This window comes from Ruegeria sp. N11, assembly GCF_056531525.1.
In genome coordinates this window covers 165,314-182,457 of record NZ_JBQFLX010000006.1, presented here as the reverse complement: position 1 = coordinate 182,457, position 17,144 = coordinate 165,314, and the positions used below count along the sequence as shown (strand labels likewise).

The 17,144-nt window shown below is 57.2% G+C and carries 17 protein-coding genes; 5 read left to right on the top strand and 12 right to left on the bottom strand.

All coding sequences use genetic code 11. The features are described from left to right. Nucleotides 1-88 precede the first annotated feature (88 nt). Nucleotides 89-1,141: a Hint domain-containing protein gene (locus ACR0J8_RS08600; protein WP_480523419.1), complete on the bottom strand. Its 1,053-nt coding sequence runs from the start codon at nt 1,139-1,141 to the stop codon at nt 89-91. A 216-nt stretch (nt 1,142-1,357) separates the two neighbouring features. On the opposite strand from ACR0J8_RS08600, the gene ACR0J8_RS08595 reads away from it, so the two are divergent. Together ACR0J8_RS08595 and ACR0J8_RS08590 are read left to right on the top strand one after the other, a co-directional pair. Further along, a complete protein-coding gene (locus tag ACR0J8_RS08595) occupies nt 1,358-1,636 on the top strand; it encodes a hypothetical protein (RefSeq protein ID WP_480523417.1) in 279 nt (92 codons plus the stop codon). 9 nt (nt 1,637-1,645) lie between these two features. Continuing rightward, nucleotides 1,646-2,122 (top strand): phage holin family protein, encoded by a 477-nt coding sequence (locus ACR0J8_RS08590; protein WP_170611275.1) that lies wholly within the window; start codon nt 1,646-1,648, stop codon nt 2,120-2,122. Nucleotides 2,123-2,284: 162 nt separating this feature from the next. Here the strand turns inward: ACR0J8_RS08590 and ACR0J8_RS08585 are convergent, their stop codons facing one another. The 9 genes from ACR0J8_RS08585 to ACR0J8_RS08545 all read right to left on the bottom strand — a co-directional run bounded on the left by ACR0J8_RS08585 (nt 2,285) and on the right by ACR0J8_RS08545 (nt 12,758). Continuing rightward, a complete protein-coding gene (locus tag ACR0J8_RS08585; RefSeq protein ID WP_480523415.1) occupies nt 2,285-3,532 on the bottom strand; it encodes a Tm-1-like ATP-binding domain-containing protein in 1,248 nt (415 codons plus the stop codon). Between the two features lie 78 nt (nt 3,533-3,610). After that, nucleotides 3,611-6,073 carry an FAD-dependent oxidoreductase gene (locus tag ACR0J8_RS08580; protein ID WP_480889688.1) on the bottom strand — a complete coding sequence of 821 codons (2,463 nt, stop codon included), beginning with the start codon at nt 6,071-6,073 and terminating at the stop codon, nt 3,611-3,613. 152 nt (nt 6,074-6,225) lie between these two features. Then, on the bottom strand, nt 6,226-6,978 hold the full coding sequence (locus ACR0J8_RS08575; RefSeq protein ID WP_480523411.1) for an IclR family transcriptional regulator: 753 nt from the start codon (nt 6,976-6,978) through the stop codon (nt 6,226-6,228). Between the two features lie 81 nt (nt 6,979-7,059). Continuing rightward, entirely contained in the window at nt 7,060-8,115 is a 1,056-nt protein-coding gene (locus tag ACR0J8_RS08570) for an aldolase/citrate lyase family protein (RefSeq protein ID WP_480523409.1), read from the bottom strand. A gap of 12 nt (nt 8,116-8,127) precedes the next feature. Further along, entirely contained in the window at nt 8,128-8,928 is an 801-nt protein-coding gene (hpaH, locus tag ACR0J8_RS08565) for a 2-oxo-hept-4-ene-1,7-dioate hydratase (RefSeq protein WP_480523407.1), read from the bottom strand. Next, nucleotides 8,925-9,779, bottom strand: a complete 855-nt coding sequence (locus ACR0J8_RS08560; RefSeq protein ID WP_480523405.1) for a fumarylacetoacetate hydrolase family protein — start codon at nt 9,777-9,779, stop codon at nt 8,925-8,927. Before ACR0J8_RS08560 ends, hpaH begins: the two co-directional genes overlap by 4 nt. Nucleotides 9,780-9,848: 69 nt before the next feature. Further along, on the bottom strand, nt 9,849-10,691 hold the full coding sequence (hpaD, locus tag ACR0J8_RS08555) for a 3,4-dihydroxyphenylacetate 2,3-dioxygenase (RefSeq protein WP_480889684.1): 843 nt from the start codon (nt 10,689-10,691) through the stop codon (nt 9,849-9,851). A 141-nt stretch (nt 10,692-10,832) separates the two neighbouring features. Continuing rightward, on the bottom strand, nt 10,833-12,341 hold the full coding sequence (gene hpaE / locus ACR0J8_RS08550; protein ID WP_480523403.1) for a 5-carboxymethyl-2-hydroxymuconate semialdehyde dehydrogenase: 1,509 nt from the start codon (nt 12,339-12,341) through the stop codon (nt 10,833-10,835). A gap of 3 nt (nt 12,342-12,344) precedes the next feature. Further along, complete coding sequence (locus ACR0J8_RS08545) at nt 12,345-12,758, bottom strand: 5-carboxymethyl-2-hydroxymuconate Delta-isomerase (RefSeq protein ID WP_480523401.1); 414 nt, start codon at nt 12,756-12,758, stop codon at nt 12,345-12,347. A 109-nt stretch (nt 12,759-12,867) separates the two neighbouring features. Here ACR0J8_RS08545 and hpaR point away from each other — a divergent pair, with 109 nt between their 5' ends. Continuing rightward, the gene (hpaR, locus tag ACR0J8_RS08540) at nt 12,868-13,308 is read left to right on the top strand and encodes a homoprotocatechuate degradation operon regulator HpaR (protein WP_480523400.1); all 441 of its coding nucleotides are present in this window, start codon (nt 12,868-12,870) and stop codon (nt 13,306-13,308) included. 33 nt (nt 13,309-13,341) lie between these two features. Here the strand turns inward: hpaR and ACR0J8_RS08535 are convergent, their stop codons facing one another. Both ACR0J8_RS08535 and ACR0J8_RS08530 read right to left on the bottom strand, forming a co-directional pair. After that, nucleotides 13,342-14,694: an aminotransferase class III-fold pyridoxal phosphate-dependent enzyme gene (locus tag ACR0J8_RS08535; RefSeq protein WP_480889680.1), complete on the bottom strand. Its 1,353-nt coding sequence runs from the start codon at nt 14,692-14,694 to the stop codon at nt 13,342-13,344. A 35-nt stretch (nt 14,695-14,729) separates the two neighbouring features. Next, a complete protein-coding gene (locus ACR0J8_RS08530; RefSeq protein WP_170611298.1) occupies nt 14,730-15,509 on the bottom strand; it encodes an IclR family transcriptional regulator in 780 nt (259 codons plus the stop codon). Nucleotides 15,510-15,615: 106 nt separating this feature from the next. Between ACR0J8_RS08530 and ACR0J8_RS08525 the strand changes: the two genes are divergently transcribed. Beyond that, a complete protein-coding gene (locus tag ACR0J8_RS08525) occupies nt 15,616-16,545 on the top strand; it encodes a tripartite tricarboxylate transporter substrate binding protein (RefSeq protein ID WP_170611300.1) in 930 nt (309 codons plus the stop codon). 56 nt (nt 16,546-16,601) lie between these two features. Next, nucleotides 16,602-17,141: a tripartite tricarboxylate transporter TctB family protein gene (locus ACR0J8_RS08520; protein WP_480441575.1), complete on the top strand. Its 540-nt coding sequence runs from the start codon at nt 16,602-16,604 to the stop codon at nt 17,139-17,141. Nucleotides 17,142-17,144: the final 3 nt, after the last annotated feature.

Sequence of the window (17,144 nt, the reverse complement as noted above, 5' to 3'; positions counted from 1 at the left end):
AATCAGACCTCATCCCCAAAACAATGGCGCTTCGTGAGCCTTCAGGCCCCCGCAATCAACGATCTTCAGGTTGTTTCCAGTCCGGAAGTCAGCCCACCATGATGCTGGCTTCGTGTTTTTTCAGAACCCGCGCCGCCGTCGGGCCGTAGTTCCTACAAACGCCATCGGCAATCTCGGGAAAAATCTCGACGATCTCGTTCCAGGACTCCTCTGAGAAGCCTCGCGCGGCGATGTCACCGGGATAAAGACTTTCAGAAAACGCGCCATTTGAATGCACGATTTCATGCCTGTCGAAGATGAAATGGAAATAGGTTACCTGCGACACGTCCGCCGCGACTGACACGCCGGGTAAGCCCAGCAAATGCTTGGCCGCGACCAGCACCGCCTTGTCACCAAAGTGGATTTCATTGACAGGCTTCGTCACCAGCATCCGGTGGTTTGGTGATACCATCAGATCCGACGACGGAGAGTTCGGCGCGAGTGCCCCTTGCGCTATCCGGATCGGTGTTAGATGCCGCTGTGCGGACAAATCCAGAGTGCGTGATCCGATCCATCGAATTTTCCGGGCCTGCCCGTCTGCCGTATCAACCAGATCTCCGGCCATCAGGCTTTCGACAGGCCTTGAACCGTCTGGTGTGCCGATCAGGGTACCTTTCACGAAACAGGGTACATCGACAATTGCGTCAGGGTCAGTGGTATCCGGCGCGTTTCCAGGCGTTACATTCGAGATTGAGAACGGGTAGCTGGTGCCCGGAACAAGCGGTTCGGACGTGATATAACCGGCCAAGGTGCCGTCGACCTCGACCCGGAACACGTCGATCGTCCCGCCGCCCGGTTTGAAAAGCTGATAGGATTCTTCGAGGTAGATATTGCCACTCAGGAACGTGACAGACCCGTCCAGACTGGTCACGTCGCCTGTCTGCGTCAGGTCATCGCCAACTTCGTTGTTGAATCTGTCACCGTTGAAATCCGTGCCATTGTCCGGCGCGCCATTGACCAGCGTCCCTCCGGCGCCGTCAACCACCGAAAACAATACCCGGTCCGCATTCGGGTCATACGTATTGGACAGCGTAACACCGCCGCCAAAAAACGAGACGGTTATTACGCTGGGATCATACCCGATATACGAATAATTCGCCATAAAGTGACCTCACACTCGCGAAACACGCTTCATTTGTTATACTGAGTTAAGTTGGGCTTAAATAAGGAACTTTTGTGCAGCGGAACCGGTCACACATGTCCACGAAGTTGCTACCTTGCACGCCAATCGATTAATTCTTGATGAACAGAGACCCCGGACACCAACCGCGAGGCTCGGGTAGCCAAACAGAACACCGGGGCGGAAGGGTCCAAAGGGATGGTCACAAAAGCAGAGCTTGAACAGCAGGTTGCTGAGTTAAAGCGCCAATTGGCGGAGTATTCCCGCAACGAGAAGCCGATTGAATATCGCGAAACCAATGACCCACAGACACCTGATCACGAGATGATTTCAGAAGCTTGGGCCGAAAATCTGCGACATCTTCCCGGGCAGATCGAAGATGTGCTGACCGAACTGGAAGATTTGCCCCACAAAAAGCCGATTCTGTTTGCCCTTGGTGTCTTTGCCCTTGGGTATTTGATTGGCCGGTCCCGGTAGGAGCGTATCATGAGCCGTATTTCCAGAAACTTGTCGATCGTCCTACGTTCAGAACGGCTGATTGCCCAGCGGCAATTTACCATCGCGGCGCGCCGCACCGGGCTATATGCCGCGGCCGGTCTGGCCGTGGGGCTGGCTGTGATCATGCTGAATGTCGCAGGCTATTTCGCATTGTCAGAAACACTATCGAAACCGCTGTCGGCGCTTCTGGTTGCCGCGGCGAACCTTGTGTTGGCGGTTTTGCTGGCCCTCTTTGCCAAATCAATGTCCTCGCAGTCCGACAGTGAAACAGTGACTGAATTGCGCGACATGGCGCTGGCAGACATCGAAGAAGAAATCCGCGACGGGCTGACACAGGCGCAGGACGCGATTACGCATGTCAAAAAAATGTCACGGGACCCTTTTGGTACAATCGCGCCCGAACTGGCCGCCGTAATTGTTAAGATACTGGCGCGACGCGCTTCCGATCGCTCAAAAACGGACTAGAAAGCCTAAGAGTCAAAGACTGACGCCTAATCTAACTAAACGAACGGCCGCTACAGAGGTCGAAATGTCCTTCGCCGATGCCCTCGCGCCTACGGGCTGTGCGAGGGTCACAGTCGAAAGGCCAAAGGTTCCCAAGCGCACTCCGGACGGAATCAGCGCGCTTTAGGCTGCTGGTTCACCGGCGGGAACAATGCCCTGCGCGACCCATTGGTCGAATATCTCCAGGGCGGTGATGCAGAATTCCGGGTCATTGATATGGGCGTCCAGTTCGGTTGCCTGAACCGAAGGTGCGACAGTAGTTGTCAGAGCCTCAATAAACGCGCTCAGGCCATCTGGGTCGTAACAATCTCCACCCGGGCGATCCCATTCCTCGATGCCGCCGCGCGGTATGATCAGATGGGTGGGCGCGGGACTTTCGCCAAGGCGCTTGTTCAGTTCGTGGGCAATTTCGCGCCGCTCGTCAGCAGTGTAGTAGGTGTTCTTGACCAATTTGTTGTGGGTGTGGATCGGACGGTTCAAAAACCGTTCCGGGATGTCTTGCCAGCCCGCAAAATCTATCAGGTCCATACATCCCGGGGCCACGATCTGCGGAATGCCGGCCCGCCCTGCCCCGCGATGCCGGTCCTTGCCTGCGTTCACGACGGAACCGGCCAGCAGATTGCCCAATTCGCACCCGGCAAAGTCCATAACGCAGACAAAGCCGTTTTGGCCTGCGATCTGTTCAAAGGCCATGCCGCCCATGCCCATGGCATGAAATACGGCAACTTCATAACCGCGCTCTTCCAACGCAGGTTTGAGTGTCTTGATGTACTTGAGGCATGAGGTCCCCAACGAGGTGACACCCACCATCGGACGCCCGCTTTTGGCCGGTTCTGCCGCGCGTGCGGCCCCCAAAACGGCGCCTGCCGCCTGTGACAGCGACGATTTGCAGATCGCGTTCAACCCATACAGCCCCCCGGCCCAGAGGATCATCTGGATGTCCGGCGAAAGACGCTCGGCCGGGATCAGGGCCGAGAAGGACACGGTAGAGACGACGTATTTGGGCACTCCGATAGGCAACGATTGACAGACATCCAGCGCAAGATCGGTACCCATGGTGCCGCCCAGTAAGATCACACCGTCAATCAGGCCCTGATCGTGCAAGCGGCGGGTCAGGACACAGGCACCGGCGGACATGATCTGCATAGCCACATGTTCGCTACCACTGTCTATGGCGGCCTGGATCGAGCTGCCACCCGCCTTGGCCACATCATGTTTCGAATAGTCGGTGGGATTGGCGGGGTCGCCCAGAACACTGACGTCCAGGGTCAGCACACCACCGCCCAAGGAACGGATCTTTGCCGCCATGAACTCCAACTCGTCGTTTTTGGTGTCATATGTCCCAACGACAAGGATCGTCTTGTCCGCCATGAGGTCCTCCGCTGAATTTTAATTAACATATTAAGAACTAGGCTGCGCGATTGTCAATTGAGCTTCCCTGGTCTGGTGTCAGCCCCGCATCAACTCTCCTTTGGGGTCGTAGTACGGCGCAAACTGAACCCTTAGCGGGTACATTTCCCCGGCGATTTGAACGTCAAAGCCGCCCTCGTCGATCCAGGCCTTCGAGACACCTTCCTCATGGTGCAGGCTGGCCAAACCGACCATCGCCTGCAACCGGAAGCCCCAGTCGCCCGAGGTGACATGCCCCACAATCCTGCCATTCTTCCACACAGGCTCGTTGTGAATCAGATACGGACCGGTTTCAGCATCCAGGTCGTCAACTTTGCAGGATACGGTGCGGTGCGCAGTCGCGGCACCGCCAGCCTTCTGTTCAGTCAGAACGTCCTTGCCGAGGAAGTTGCTAGCCTTATCCAGCGCTACTGCAAAACCCAGCCCGGTTTCATAAGGCGTGTCATCCTCGGCGATGTCATGCCCGAAATGTCGGAAGCCCTTCTCGAGCCTGCAAGCGTTCATGGCGAACATTCCCATATGGAGCATTCCGTGCGATTTGCCCGCTGCAATCAGCGCTTCATAAACACCAGCGACGAACTCGGTGGGTATCATCAGCTCGTACCCGAGTTCACCAATGAACGAGCGCCGGATGGCCCACCCGCGGGCATAAGCCATGTCGATTTCTCGTGCCGCGCCAAAGGGGAAGGCCTCGTTCGACAGGTCATCGCCCGAGATGGCAGACAGAATGTCGCGCGATCTTGGACCGTGGATCGTGATCAGGCCATAGCCCGAGGTCGCGTCGAACACCTCGAACCGCCAGCCCGGTTCGGCGTGATCCTTGATCCATGCCTGATCGCGCATCTGGCTGGGATGGCCTGTAATTACCATGAAACAATCCTGCGCTGTTCGGGTCACGGTCACATCGGCCTCGATCCCGCCGCGCGCGTTCAGGAACTGGGTGTAGACCGAGGTGCCGACCGTGACATCCATCTGCGCGCCGCAGACCTTGTTCAGCGCTTTGACCGCGTACGGACCCTGCACCTGAATTTTCGAATACATCGATTGATCGATCAGCACAGCAGCATCCCGGGCGGCCAGACATTCGGCCCTGACGTGCGGTGCCCAGTCTTTGCGCCGCAGGCTCGGTTCTTCATTCCAACCCTTTTTTTCGGGGTCGAAGTACATCGGCACCTCCCAGCCGATCCGCTCGGCAAATGTCGCGCCTGCCTCTTTCAGCCGATCATGCAACGGCACCCGACGCACTCTGCGTGCCGAATGGACCTGCCGTCCGACCCAGTTGACGCCATAGTGGAAGCCTACTGACTCGGCGCTGCGGTCATGATTGTATTTGGTATTGCGCTGGAATGGGTGCGCCCGGCGGGCCAGCATCGGGCCCATGCCCCGCGACGGCGCGCCGTCGGTTATCCATTCCGCCATTGTCAGGCCAACACCACCCGAGTTCAGGATTCCGTTCGAGTTCATGCCGGCTGCCACAAACAGGCCCTCGATCTCGCCGGTCGGACCCAGATAGGGGCGGCCATCGGGTGTAAAACTCTCGGGCCCGTTGAAAAAAGTCTGTATGCCCATCTCGCCCAGTGCAGGCATGCGTTCGAACATCTTCTCAAGATTCGGTTCGACATGTTCCATGTCAAACGGCAGCTCGTCGAATTCGAAGTCTTCGGGGATGCCGTTCCTGCCATAGGGCTTGCCATGCTTTTCGAATGACCCGATCAGCAGCTTGCCAGTGTCTTCTTTCCAATAGGTCCGCTCTTCGGCGATGTTCAGAATCGGCTGGGTCCTAAGCAAGCCGCCCACAGGTTCAGTAACAATGTAGAAATGTTCAGTCGCGTGCAGCGGCACGGTTACTCCGTGTGCCTTGGCAAACAGGTGGCTCCACATGCCGCCCGCCAGCAACACTTTGTTGGTCGCGATCACGCCCCTTTCTGTGTCGATACCAACCACCTTGCCATCCCGGATGACCAGACGATCAACCCTGGTGTTTTCGAACACCTGTGCCCCCATGGCCCGCGCGCCCTTGCTAAGCGCGACCGTAACGTCAAGCGGGTTCACCTGGCCATTCGACGGAACAAAGAATGCGGATTTCACGTCATCGGTTTCGATCCATGGCCATTTCTCTTTCAACTCGTCGCGAGACAGCATGAAAGTCTCGATCCCCATGCGGGCTGCGTGGTCGTGGCTGCGCAGCAGTTGTTCGTGGCGCACATCGCCGATTGCCAGATTGATCGTGCCGTTTGTCTTGTAGCCGGTCGCCTGTCCGGTTTCGATTTCCAAATCGCTGAAAAGGCGCGCTGTATATTTGCCCAGCTCGGTCTGTGCCGTGCTGTCGCGTAACTGCCCGACGATCCCGGCTGCATGCCAGGTTGTTCCGCTGGCGATCTTCCGTCGCTCGACCAGAACTGCGGGAACGCCGCGCTTTGCCAGATGATACAGGGTCGAAATGCCGATGATACCACCACCGATGATCACCACAGGCGCTTGTTCAGGAAAAGAGTTGGGCATCAAAACAATCCTTCAGTCTGCAAGGCAGCCGATCTTCGGGGTTTCGGATCACAAACGCCGTGGGGTCAAGCTGTGCCGGATCCACCCTGCGCTGTCGGGTGTTATGTGCCAAAGAATGGTCAGGAATCACAATAAATCGCACCATTTCTTCATCAGGGCCTTGGTGCGCCAGTCAGTGCGATTTCAAGCTTTTCCACTGCGGTTTGGAGAAACACGGCAAGTTCCACTGTTCGGGCTTCATCCAAACTCGCGTCGGGAACGGCAATGGCAACGGTTCCCGCAGGATCTTTACCGTCGGTGAAGAACGGCATCGCTACGCTGGCAACGCCGATGTCAACCGCATTGCGACTGCAGGCAAACCCTCGGGCTCGGGTCTCCGAGATCAGCTTCCTGAGCGTCTCCAAATCCGTCACGGTGTACGGCGTCAGCTTTTCCCGTTTGAGTGCCAACAATTGCTCGCGTGTCTGATCCGAACAGAACGACAAATACGCAAGGCCGGAAGACGACGAATGAAATGGGTAGGAATCCGCGGGCCGCAGGTTGATCACATTCCCACGCGGCGGCAAGGTGAAGGCCGCAGTCGCCATCCCCTTGTCGCCGGGAATACCGACATGCACTGTTTCATTTGCCTGGGCGGACAACCATTGCGATACGATTTGCGTTGCATTCACCATCGGTACGGTGGCCTCTCTCAACCTGGCCAGCGAGAGGAATCCGTGGCCCAACCGGTATTTTCGGTTCTCCGGGTTCTGTTCGATGAACCCGTGACTGATGAGTGAGACCAGCAGCCTGCGCGTGACCGCCTTGTCCTGCCCTGTTGCCCTTGCCAGGTCATTCAGACCAATTTCGAGGCTTTCCAAAGAAAACTGGCGCAGCAGCATCATGGCTTTGTCGACAGTTTTCATTTCGATCTCCCCTCAAAGGCATAATCCAGAAATGACACGACGATCATGCCACCGCACCCTCGTCTGCATGTCAGAACGTGATTAAGACGCCCAGTCGATGCTGAACTCCTCACGAAAAGCAAACCTTGCCAGGTGGGCTTCGATCACCTCTTGCCACCGGGCAAGGTCGCCCCGGGGTCCGGTTGCGGCCGAGATGGTCAGGCTGGTTTCGTCCGCCGTCAGCGTGACAGCATTGCCGTTCTCGAAGGCCACACTCCCTTCGGTGTCGTCAAAGAAAACTTCGGCCTTGTGGGACCAATGCTTGCACAACTGCTGCAGATATTTGCTGCCAGTACTTGTCTGTGCAACGCCCGTGACACTTTGGTCCGGCAACAACGCCAGCGCCGCGTCGGCAGCGCCGCGCATAGCCGAGGCAAACAGGGTTACATCAATACTTGTCGCCAGAAAGGTCACGCCCAGATCCAGGCATTTGCGCTGCATTCCGGGGTCGAGTGTCAGGATACCCGCGGCCTTGCCAGCGGCGGTGATCCGCGTCAGGGCATCAAAAATTGCCTCGACCACATCGGGATGACTGGCGTTACCCAGGTGGCCCATATCCGCGGCAAGATCGGCAGGGCCAATAAAAACACCGTCCACATCCGTTGTCAGTATGTCATCCAGAGCGGCCATGCCCAGTCGGTTCTCAACCTGAACCAGCAGGCACACCTGTTCGTCCGCTGTTGTCAGGTAGTCCGGAATTGCGCCAAATCGCGAAGCCCGCGCCATTGAAGAACCAACCCCCCGGACACCTAGCGGCGGGTATTGTACAGCCCGAACCAGTACCCTCGCCTGATCACCGCTTTCGACCATCGGCACAAGAATGGTCTGCACCCCGGCATCCAGATACTGCTTGATCATCCAGGTCTCGCCAATCGGCAACCGGGCCACCGGATGGCTGCCCGAACCGTCGATAACGCGCACTTGCTCCAATACCGTGCGCAGGTCGTTGGGCGCATGCTCACCATCCACCAATAGCCAGTCGAACCGTGATGTGGCCGCTATTTCAGCGGCATAGGCATCGGCCATACCCAACCAGCAACCGATCTGAGGTTGCCCGGCCTTCAGTGCGGCTTTGAACGGGTTCTGTGGCGCGGACATTCTGAGCCTCCTTTAAGCGAATTGTATGTCGACCGAGCCGAACGAGCCGAAATCGGCGTGGATTTCGGTGCCCGAAGGACATTCGACAGGGCGAATGAAGCTACCCGACAGGATCACCTGGCCCGGCTCGATGCTCTGACCATATTGTGCCATGCGCCGGGCAAGCCAGACAACGCTTTCGACAGGATCATTCAGAACACCTGCACCCAGGCCGGTTTCTTCGATCTCGCCATTGCGGAATGTCAGTGCGCCGACCCAGCGCAGATCGAAAGTCTCAAAGGCGTGGCGTTCTGCACCCAGTACGATGCCGGCATTGGCGGCGTTGTCGCTGATCGTGTCAAACACGGTGCGTGCCTTGCTGGTCTTTGGATCGACCCGCTGAATGCGAGTGTCGAGGATTTCGATGGACGGCGCGACATAATCAGTCGCAGCAATGACGTCCGCGCGGGTTACATGTTCCCCAGCCAAGGCAGACTTCACGACAAAGGCAATCTCGGCCTCGATCCGAGGCTGGATGAAACGGCCCGCAGGCACAGTGCCACCATTTTCAAAGGCCATGTCATCGAACAGGATGCCACTGTCGGGAATGTCGATATTCAGCGCATATTGCATCGCCTTCGAGGTCAGCCCGATCTTCCAGCCGATCACCTTGCGCCCTTCGGCCAGTTTGGCGCGATGGATGGCGTTCTGCACCGCATAGGCATCGTCCATTCCCATCTCGGGATGCCGCAGTGTCAGCAGACCGATCTGTTCGCGCGTCTGCTCGGCCCGCAACAGATCGGCGGCCGCGCAAGCGTGATCTTCGGGGGTCATACCTGTTCATCCTCGACAGTGTTGCGCAGTGCGCCGATGCCGTCGACAGAAACCTCGACCACATCGCCGGGGACCAGGTATTTCGGCGGGTCAAACCGTGCACCTGCGCCGGTTGGCGTCCCGGTGACAATGATATCGCCGGGGTGCAAAGTCATGAAGGTCGAGATGTACTCGATCTCGCGCCGGATCGGGAACATCATACGATTCAACGTATCGTCCTGACGCAACTCGCCGTTGACATGCGTCTGAATGCGGGCGTCGTCCAACTGGGCCGCGTCGGTGAAAGGCACAAGCCAAGGGCCGATCGCGCCGGTTCTGTCCCAGTTCTTGCCCTGTGTGACGTTGAACTTGGCGTGGCGCACCCAATCGCGGATCGTACCCTCATTGCAAAGCGTGAGTGCCGCGATGTGATCATAGGCGTCGTCTTGTGAAATCCTGCGGCCCGCCTTGCCAATCACGATGGCCACCTCGCCTTCGTAATCCAGCGTGTGGTTTTCCGGCGGGCGGATCAGAGGGCAGTCATGTCCCGTAAAGCCGCTGGCAAAACGCGGGAACAAAGACATGTATTTCGGTTGCGCGCTGCCATCCTTGTATTCCGCATTGCGGTCAGGGAAGTTCACGCCGACGCAGAGGATACGGCGGGCGTCGGGCATCACCATTTCATAGGTGAAATCTTCATGAGTTACGGGTTTACCATCCGCTTTTTCGGCCAGTTGGTCGAACGCTCCGGCGGCGATAACTTCGTACAAGCTGCTGTGGTTTGGAAATTCGCCATTCAGCGCAATTGCGCCGTCCTTGGTAATGGCACCGAAAAAGGTTGCGCCATTGGCGGTGTAAGTTGCAAAGCGCATCAGGCCTCCTCGGCGGCCTTGCTGCCACCCATGCAGAGAAAACATAGCATACGAACCCGCGTCCCGACCTCAGACCGAGAAGCTGATGTTGGCCTGCCCCGTGCCGGAGCTTCCGAAATACGGTGTGTAAATATCGATCTGGCCCTTGTAGCTGCCCCAACCCAGCGCGCCGAACAGCAATGCGGTGTCGTTCATCGCACACTCACCCGTGCATTTCCTGGCGTAGTCGGGAAGCATTTCCAAAAACTCTTCAAACCGACCCTGTTCCCACAGCTCCAGTACACGCATATCCATCTGACGATTGAACTCGCCATTCACGGCGTTCAGCCCTTCGACCGAGCGCTCGTTGGGCGTAAAGTCATGGCTCAGCGAACCCGATGCGAGAATTGACACATTGCGGTCGGAACGACGGATACCTTCGGCGATGGCCTCGCCCCAGACACGGTTTTCGGCAATCGACGAGAACTGGTTGACCGCGACGGGTAGCACCCGCGCATTTACACCGTCATTGATGAAATGCATGGGCAAAAGGGTGCCGTATTCCATGCCCATATCGGGATGTGAATGGCCAAGGGCCCTCTCCCCCCGCTCACGCAAGACGTCAAGGATGGTTTCCCCCAATTCGTGATCCCCGCGATAGTCAAACTCCATGTCCGCCAGCATGTGCGGCAACTCGTGGCTGATGAAACGGCCTTTGTGGTGCTCTTTCGTGTTCAGATGGAACCCCTGATTGGTGATCCAGTGGGTGTCGAACACAACAAACGTATCCACCTTGCGGTCAATTGCATCCTGACGCAGGCGCGCATATCCTTCGATGGCGGGTTGCCGGATGCCTTTGTATTTCGGCATCGTGTGGGACATCCAGATGCTGGGCACATGCGTGATTTTCGCGGCCTGTACAATCTTTCCCATGACGGTTCCTCCTTATGATCGTGACGTCTGGCCTGACTGCCAGAACGTCCTATGGTCCGAGCGTTTGATGGACCAATGATGCGCACTTCCTGATTCAACTATAGTCAGCCAACCCCTGCCAAGGGATCAGGCTGCACGATACTATTTCCCAAGTTGCATGATCTTGTGCTGACCGGTGGCAAAGCCAACATGCTTTTGTTCCATGTAGAATTCAAAGCTCCAGTCGCCGCCGTCCCGGCCGATACCCGACGCCTTGACGCCGCCGAAGGGCGTGGGCAGGTGGCGCACATTTTCCGAATTCACCCAGATCATACCTGCTTCCAGTTTGTCCGTGAACCGCAGGGCACGCGTCAGGTCGTTGGTCCAGACGTAACCGGTAAGGCCGTAAGGCGTGTCATTTGCGATCTGTAGCGCCTCTTCTTCGGTCGAGAACGGGATGGACGTCAGAACCGGGCCAAATATTTCCTCGCGCGCGATGCGCATCTGGTTGTTGGCATTTGTAAACAAGGTTGGCCGCACGAAATACCCTTCGTCCCCCACTTTGACGCCGCCGGCTGCGATAGTCGCGCCATCGTCTTTGGCGATGTCGAAATACGAGGTGACTTTATTGTAGTGCTCTTCCGTTACCAGCGGGCCGATCTCGGTCGCCGGGTCCAACGGGTGACCGACCTTGATGCTGTTCACGCGTTCTACCAGCTTGGCCTCGAACTCGTTTTTGATGGTGTCTTGTACCAGCAAACGCGAAGACGATGTGCAACGTTCCCCATTGATCGAGTAGATCATGAAAATCACGGCATCCAGCGCGCGGTCCAGGTCGGCGTCATCGAAGACAATCACCGGGTTCTTGCCGCCCAGTTCCAGATGCATCCGCTTGAGCGTATCCGCGCCCTGCTTTGTGATTATGCTGCCGGTGCGGCTTTCTCCGACAAAAGCAATGGCCTTGATCAGCGGATGTTCGGTCAACGTCTTACCGGCATCCGGTCCAAACCCGTTCACGATGTTCAGAACACCCTTGGGCAGACCGGCCTCTTCCGCGATTTCGACCAGTAAACGCGCCGACAGCGGTGAATCTTCGGCCGGTTTGTGAACGACGGTACAACCCGCTGCCAGTGCCGGCGCGATCTTCCAGGTCGACAGCATGAACGGCGTGTTCCACGGAGTAATGACACCAACCGGGCCAATTGGAACGCGGGTGGTGATGTTCATCAGGGTCGGTGACTTAAGATACTGTCCATCCCTTGCCTGCACCACCTGATCAGCGAAATAACGGAAGTTCTCGGCACCGCGCAGTGCCGCCTTGGACATGAAACGCAGGGTCTGACCGGTGTCCCAGCACTCACAAAGGGCAATTTCCTCGGCACGCGCCTCGATCGCGTCGGCCACGTTCAGCAGGATACGGCGGCGTTCAGTAGCGGGCATATCGCGCCACGCGGCGAATGCCGAGTGGGCTGCCTTGGCCGCCGCATCGATGTCATCCGCCGTCCCATGGGCAACATCGCAGATCACGGACTTGTCCACTGGCGAAGTGGATTGAAACACTCCGGCCGCCCCGTCGCGATCTTCGCCCGCAATGCGGTTCTTGATGCCTGTCTCTTTGAACCGGGCCAGAAACCCCGCCAATTTTTTGATATTGGTGTCCAAGGCGCTCATGGTTCAGGTCTCCTGCTGGGTTGCAGCCAATTGGTCCCGGCCCAGATGCTCTCTGATAGTGCCGGTCTTGGGCGAAAGGTCCGGATCGATGTCACGCATCTCAAGCGACAGAGCGATGGAGTGCATCGAAAGGGCCGGTTCAAGATACGCCCTTACCGCTTCGAATATGCGCTGCGTTGCGTCCTGCTTGACGTCTTCGGGGCGACCGGCGCGCAGTCGGATCGAAATATCGACAAAACCATGCGCCGGGTTCCCGTCGGCAATGGAATAGTGATGCACCCGCGTGGCGCGTACGCGAATACCCGCCATCGGGAACGTGTCAATTGCTGCTGCTGTTGCGCGCACACACTCGCACAAACCATCCATATCGACCCAGTCTTCTAGGTTACCAGAGTAATCGATGTGGAAATGCGGCATGGTTCCCTTCCCTTCAATTAGTAAACATGTTTAGTAATTACGTCACCACGTGTCAAGAACTTGACTTGTTATTCTTTGCAATTCCGGAAGCAGCGCTCTAGAAAACGGCATGACCACACAAAGCCACACCAAGAGCACTTCCCGCGCGCTTCCGATCGCGCTGCTGCGTGCCCGCGAAACAGTCATGGCGCCCATTCGGGACATGTTGAACAACATTCAGCTTACAGAACAGAAGTGGCGCATTCTTCGCGTTCTGGATGAGTTTGGTGAAATGGAACAAAGCGCCATCTCGAAAGAGGCCTGTCTTCTGTTGCCCAGCCTCACCCGCATTCTGCGCGCCATGGAAGCAGACGGCCAGATTACACGCCGCCAGGACAGTCAGGACAAGCGCCGGTCTATGGTGAAGATCACGGATACAGGTCGTGGAATCCTGACCGAGAACCTTCCGACATCCCTTGCAATTTATGATCGCATTGAAGAACAGATGGGTCAGGACAAGCTGGACGACCTTCTGGACCTGCTTGAGGAGTTGCAGGCCGTCAAGATCTGACCACACACAAACCGGGCGGGGCCAGCCACGCATCTAAAGTGTCGACAGACCGGTATCCAGTGCCGACAGAATCTTGGCCACGTCCTCGGACGTGATGACCAGCGGTGGTGACAGGATGATGTTGTTGCCCGACACACGGACCATCACGCCATCTTCGTATGCCGCCTTCTGCACCTGCAAGGGCAGATGCTTGGCAACCGGCGCCTTGGTTGCACGATCAGATACCAGTTCCAGCGCACACATCAAGCCCTCGCCTCCGCGCACATCTCCGATTGCGTCGTGTTTTTCAGCCAAATTTTTCAATCCGGTAAAAAGTTCTTCACCGCGGGCCGCGGCGTTTTCCCAAACACGCAAACGATTGATTTCAGACAGAGCCGCCAGCGCAGCCGCTGCGCCGACCGGATGGCCGGAATAGGTATAGCCCTGATCGACTGACGCCATACCTGTGGTGTCGCTTTCAAAAACCTCGGCGACCGCGCCCGAAATCATTGCCGCACCGAATGGGAAATAACCGTTGGTGATCGCCTTGGCTGTCGTCATGATGTCGGGCTGCACACCCCAATGCCGCGCGCCGCTTTCGCTGCCGGTACGACCAAAAGCAGTGATGATCTCGTCCGATATAAGAAGAATACCGTTTTTCGAACAGACCTCGCGCACCATCGGCATGAAGCTTTTGTGTGGTGGGATCACGCCGCCTGCGCCCAGAATCGGCTCCATGATGAATGCGGCGACGGTATTTGCCCCCTGGAATGCGATCTCGGCCTCCAGCGCCTTGACGCAAAGTTGCGCCAGACGCTCGGGGTCTGTTTCGTCGAACGGATTGCGATAGGTCCACGGCGCGGGCACATGGAAACAGCCCGGCATCATCGGCTCGTAAGCCGCGCGGAACTTCTGGTTGCCATTGACCGAAGCGGCCGCGAAATGGGTGCCGTGGTATCCTTGCTTGAGGCTGATGAACTTTGTCCGACCGGCCTCGCCCCGCACTTTGTGATACTGTCGCGCAAGCTTCAGTGCGATTTCAACTGAATCCGATCCGCCCGAAGTGAAAAAAGCTCGGGTCAGACCATCAGGCTTGAAAAACTGCGCCAACTCATAGGACAGCACAATCGCCTTGTCGTTGCTGGTGCCCCGGAAGGTCGAGTAATACGGCAGCGCATTCAACTGATCGGTAATGGCCTGCTTAACCGGATCACAGGAATAACCCAGATTGACGTTCCACAACCCGCCAACCGCGTCGATGGCCTTGTGGCCGTCAATATCGATGATGCTGACCCCTTCCCCTCCGGTCAGGATGGTGGGCGGATTGTTTTGACTGTCGGCAGGATGTGCCATCGGGTGCCAGAAATGGCGCGCGTTGTTTTCCTTCAGGAAATTGGAGTCTTTCATATCACGGGTCTCCGAGGATCTTGTCCGCCCATCGGTCAGGGCTGGAACGCGGTTGGGAAGTTTCGCGGAAACTGACCACCGAAATTCGCAGTCAGTTCGAGCGAAAGGGAATGCAATGTCGTCAGGATCAAAGGCAGGTGATCGCCGTTTGCACGAATTTCAGGCACCGCAATTGCGATTGTGCCTATCGCCACCTGATCAATTCCAAAGACAGGCGCAGCGTATCCATAAACGCCTGCTTCAAACCCGCCTGCGCTGTTTGACCAGCCCTTGCGCCTGATCTCAGAAACCCGTTCACGTATCAGGTCAGGGGACACCAGGGTTTCCGCTGTGTAGGACGTCAAGGCCTGGCGATCCAGATCTTCAAGCAGGTGAGCGGGGCCAAAACTCAGCAGGCACAGGCCGGAGGCCGTTGCATTGATCGGCAGAATTTCCGCCGGATCAAGGCTGACCCGCACGGTGTACCGCGTGGTTTCCAGCGCCAGAGCGGTCTGCAATTTGCCTTGTTGCAGCAGCGAAAGGTGCATGCTTTCGCCGATTACCTGCATGGCGGACTGCATCCTTGCGCGCGCGCCTTCAAGCCCCGGATTTGCGATTTCCCGCAGCGCGGCAAGACGCACCACAGCCGGTCCGATCGCATAGGACTTGGAGTGCGGGTTTTGTTCGATCAGGCCAAACTCTTCCAATGCGCGAAGGTGGCGCAGAGTCGTTGCCTTGTTCATACCGGACAGCCGGGCAAGGTTGCTCAGACCGATCTCCGGCTGAGCACTTGAAAACAACTCGAGCAATTTCAAAGCATTAAGAGCGGTGCCCATGCGCTTTTCTCTCCTTCGCACGTAATACTTGACAGAAAGCATTTAACAAAGCAACATTATTGTTGTTACTTCGGTTCAAAAAATGAACCAAGCCAGGGAGGCGTCAATGAAAAAAATTCTAACCGCTGCCGTTTTTGCAGCCTCTGCAACAGCAGCACTTGCTGAATACCCGGAAAAGCCGGTGACCTTTGTGGTTCCGTGGCCTCCGGGCGATCTGGAAGACGTGTTAACCCGGATGATCGCAGATGAATTCCAGGCCATGTACGGCGTTCCGGCCGCGGTTGTGAACAAGCCTGGCGGCGGAGGCGGCCCCTTCCCCGGCGCGGTTGAGGTCGCAACGGCTCCGGCAGATGGCTACACCATCGGATCCTTCGTTATTGGCGTTCCTGTCATCGGGCCCGAGATCGGAATCCCGGAGCTGAACCCAAATCCATTCGACCCTATCGGAATTTTCCTGACCTATCCGTTCGTGATCGCATCCAGCAAAGATGCGCCATTCTCGAATTGGGACGAACTTGTAGCGCACGGTAAGGAAAACGATGTGGCTCTTGGCCATTTCGGCTCGGTCCTGCCGCCCACACAGGTTACGTTTGCGGCTGCGGTGAGCAGCGGCTTCGACTTTGCAAGCGAAGCGGCGTTCGACGCGCTGGACTGCAACACATTGGCGTCAGGTGACGTGGACGTCATCAATACCACGCTGCAACTCGTGCTGCCCTGCCTCGACAATGTGAACATTCTGGCCAGCATCGGTGGTGAACGAATTTCGCTTGTACCGGACACACCAACGGTTGTCGAAATGAACCCGGACCTGCCGCTTGCGTTGTGGAACGGGTTGTTCGTGCACAAGGACACTCCGGCAGATGCCCGTGAAAAGATCACTGCCGCCGCGCAAAAGGCGTTGGAGTCCGACAAGGCCAAAAAGCTGGCTGAAGAAACCGGTGCGTTGATCTATTGGCAGGACCCTGACGCGTCAAATGCGCAAATCGAACAGGACAAAGCGTCGTTCGCGAAAATCGAAGAGATTCTGGGCGAATAAGCACCTAACAGGGCGCGGGTGGAAAGCCCGCGCCTTGTTGCATGTCGGGGAGGGACATGATGATTGCAAAAACGCTTCAGGACATGTTCAGAAGGTATCGCCGACCTGGCGACATCATCTTTGCCGTCTTTTTCCTTGCCTTCTCGTTGTTCCTCCTCAGCCAGTTGGGCACCGAGACAAAGTTGGTAAAGCGCACCAAGTGGTTTGCGCAGCCGTCGCTGTGGCCGACCATCGCCATATGGGGCATGGTGATTTTCAGCGCCCTGCATCTGATCGGCTCAGCCGTTTCCCCCCGTATTCCCGGGCGCTGGAGAGAGCTTACTTTCTGGCTCATGTCTCTTGAATATGTTGTCTATTTCCTGATCTACGTGGTGGCCGTGCCGTGGCTGGGGTACTTGCCCTCGACCATGCTGTTCGCCGCTTTTCTGGCCGCGCGCACCGGTTTTCGAACGCCCGGCACAATCGGGATTTCACTGCTGTTCGGCGCCAGCGTCGCCATTCTTTTCAGAGCATTTCTTCAGGTGAATATCCCGGCAGGTCGGGTTTACGAGTTCCTTCCGGACTCCGTCCGCGTCTTTGCCCTGACCTATCTGTGAGGC

Bases quoted from the DNA above. Each gene is read 5' to 3' on its own strand.
- ACR0J8_RS08600 (WP_480523419.1), bottom strand. From the start codon at position 1,141: ATGGCGAATTATTCGTATATCGGGTATGATCCCAGCGTAATAACCGTC.
- ACR0J8_RS08595 (WP_480523417.1), top strand. From the start codon at position 1,358: ATGGTCACAAAAGCAGAGCTTGAACAGCAGGTTGCTGAGTTAAAGCGC.
- ACR0J8_RS08590 (WP_170611275.1), top strand. From the start codon at position 1,646: ATGAGCCGTATTTCCAGAAACTTGTCGATCGTCCTACGTTCAGAACGG.
- ACR0J8_RS08585 (WP_480523415.1), bottom strand. From the start codon at position 3,532: ATGGCGGACAAGACGATCCTTGTCGTTGGGACATATGACACCAAAAAC.
- ACR0J8_RS08580 (WP_480889688.1), bottom strand. From the start codon at position 6,073: ATGCCCAACTCTTTTCCTGAACAAGCGCCTGTGGTGATCATCGGTGGT.
- ACR0J8_RS08575 (WP_480523411.1), bottom strand. From the start codon at position 6,978: ATGAAAACTGTCGACAAAGCCATGATGCTGCTGCGCCAGTTTTCTTTG.
- ACR0J8_RS08570 (WP_480523409.1), bottom strand. From the start codon at position 8,115: ATGTCCGCGCCACAGAACCCGTTCAAAGCCGCACTGAAGGCCGGGCAA.
- hpaH (WP_480523407.1), bottom strand. From the start codon at position 8,928: ATGACCCCCGAAGATCACGCTTGCGCGGCCGCCGATCTGTTGCGGGCC.
- ACR0J8_RS08560 (WP_480523405.1), bottom strand. From the start codon at position 9,779: ATGCGCTTTGCAACTTACACCGCCAATGGCGCAACCTTTTTCGGTGCC.
- hpaD (WP_480889684.1), bottom strand. From the start codon at position 10,691: ATGGGAAAGATTGTACAGGCCGCGAAAATCACGCATGTGCCCAGCATC.
- hpaE (WP_480523403.1), bottom strand. From the start codon at position 12,341: ATGAGCGCCTTGGACACCAATATCAAAAAATTGGCGGGGTTTCTGGCC.
- ACR0J8_RS08545 (WP_480523401.1), bottom strand. From the start codon at position 12,758: ATGCCGCATTTCCACATCGATTACTCTGGTAACCTAGAAGACTGGGTC.
- hpaR (WP_480523400.1), top strand. From the start codon at position 12,868: ATGACCACACAAAGCCACACCAAGAGCACTTCCCGCGCGCTTCCGATC.
- ACR0J8_RS08535 (WP_480889680.1), bottom strand. From the start codon at position 14,694: ATGAAAGACTCCAATTTCCTGAAGGAAAACAACGCGCGCCATTTCTGG.
- ACR0J8_RS08530 (WP_170611298.1), bottom strand. From the start codon at position 15,509: ATGGGCACCGCTCTTAATGCTTTGAAATTGCTCGAGTTGTTTTCAAGT.
- ACR0J8_RS08525 (WP_170611300.1), top strand. From the start codon at position 15,616: ATGAAAAAAATTCTAACCGCTGCCGTTTTTGCAGCCTCTGCAACAGCA.
- ACR0J8_RS08520 (WP_480441575.1), top strand. From the start codon at position 16,602: ATGATGATTGCAAAAACGCTTCAGGACATGTTCAGAAGGTATCGCCGA.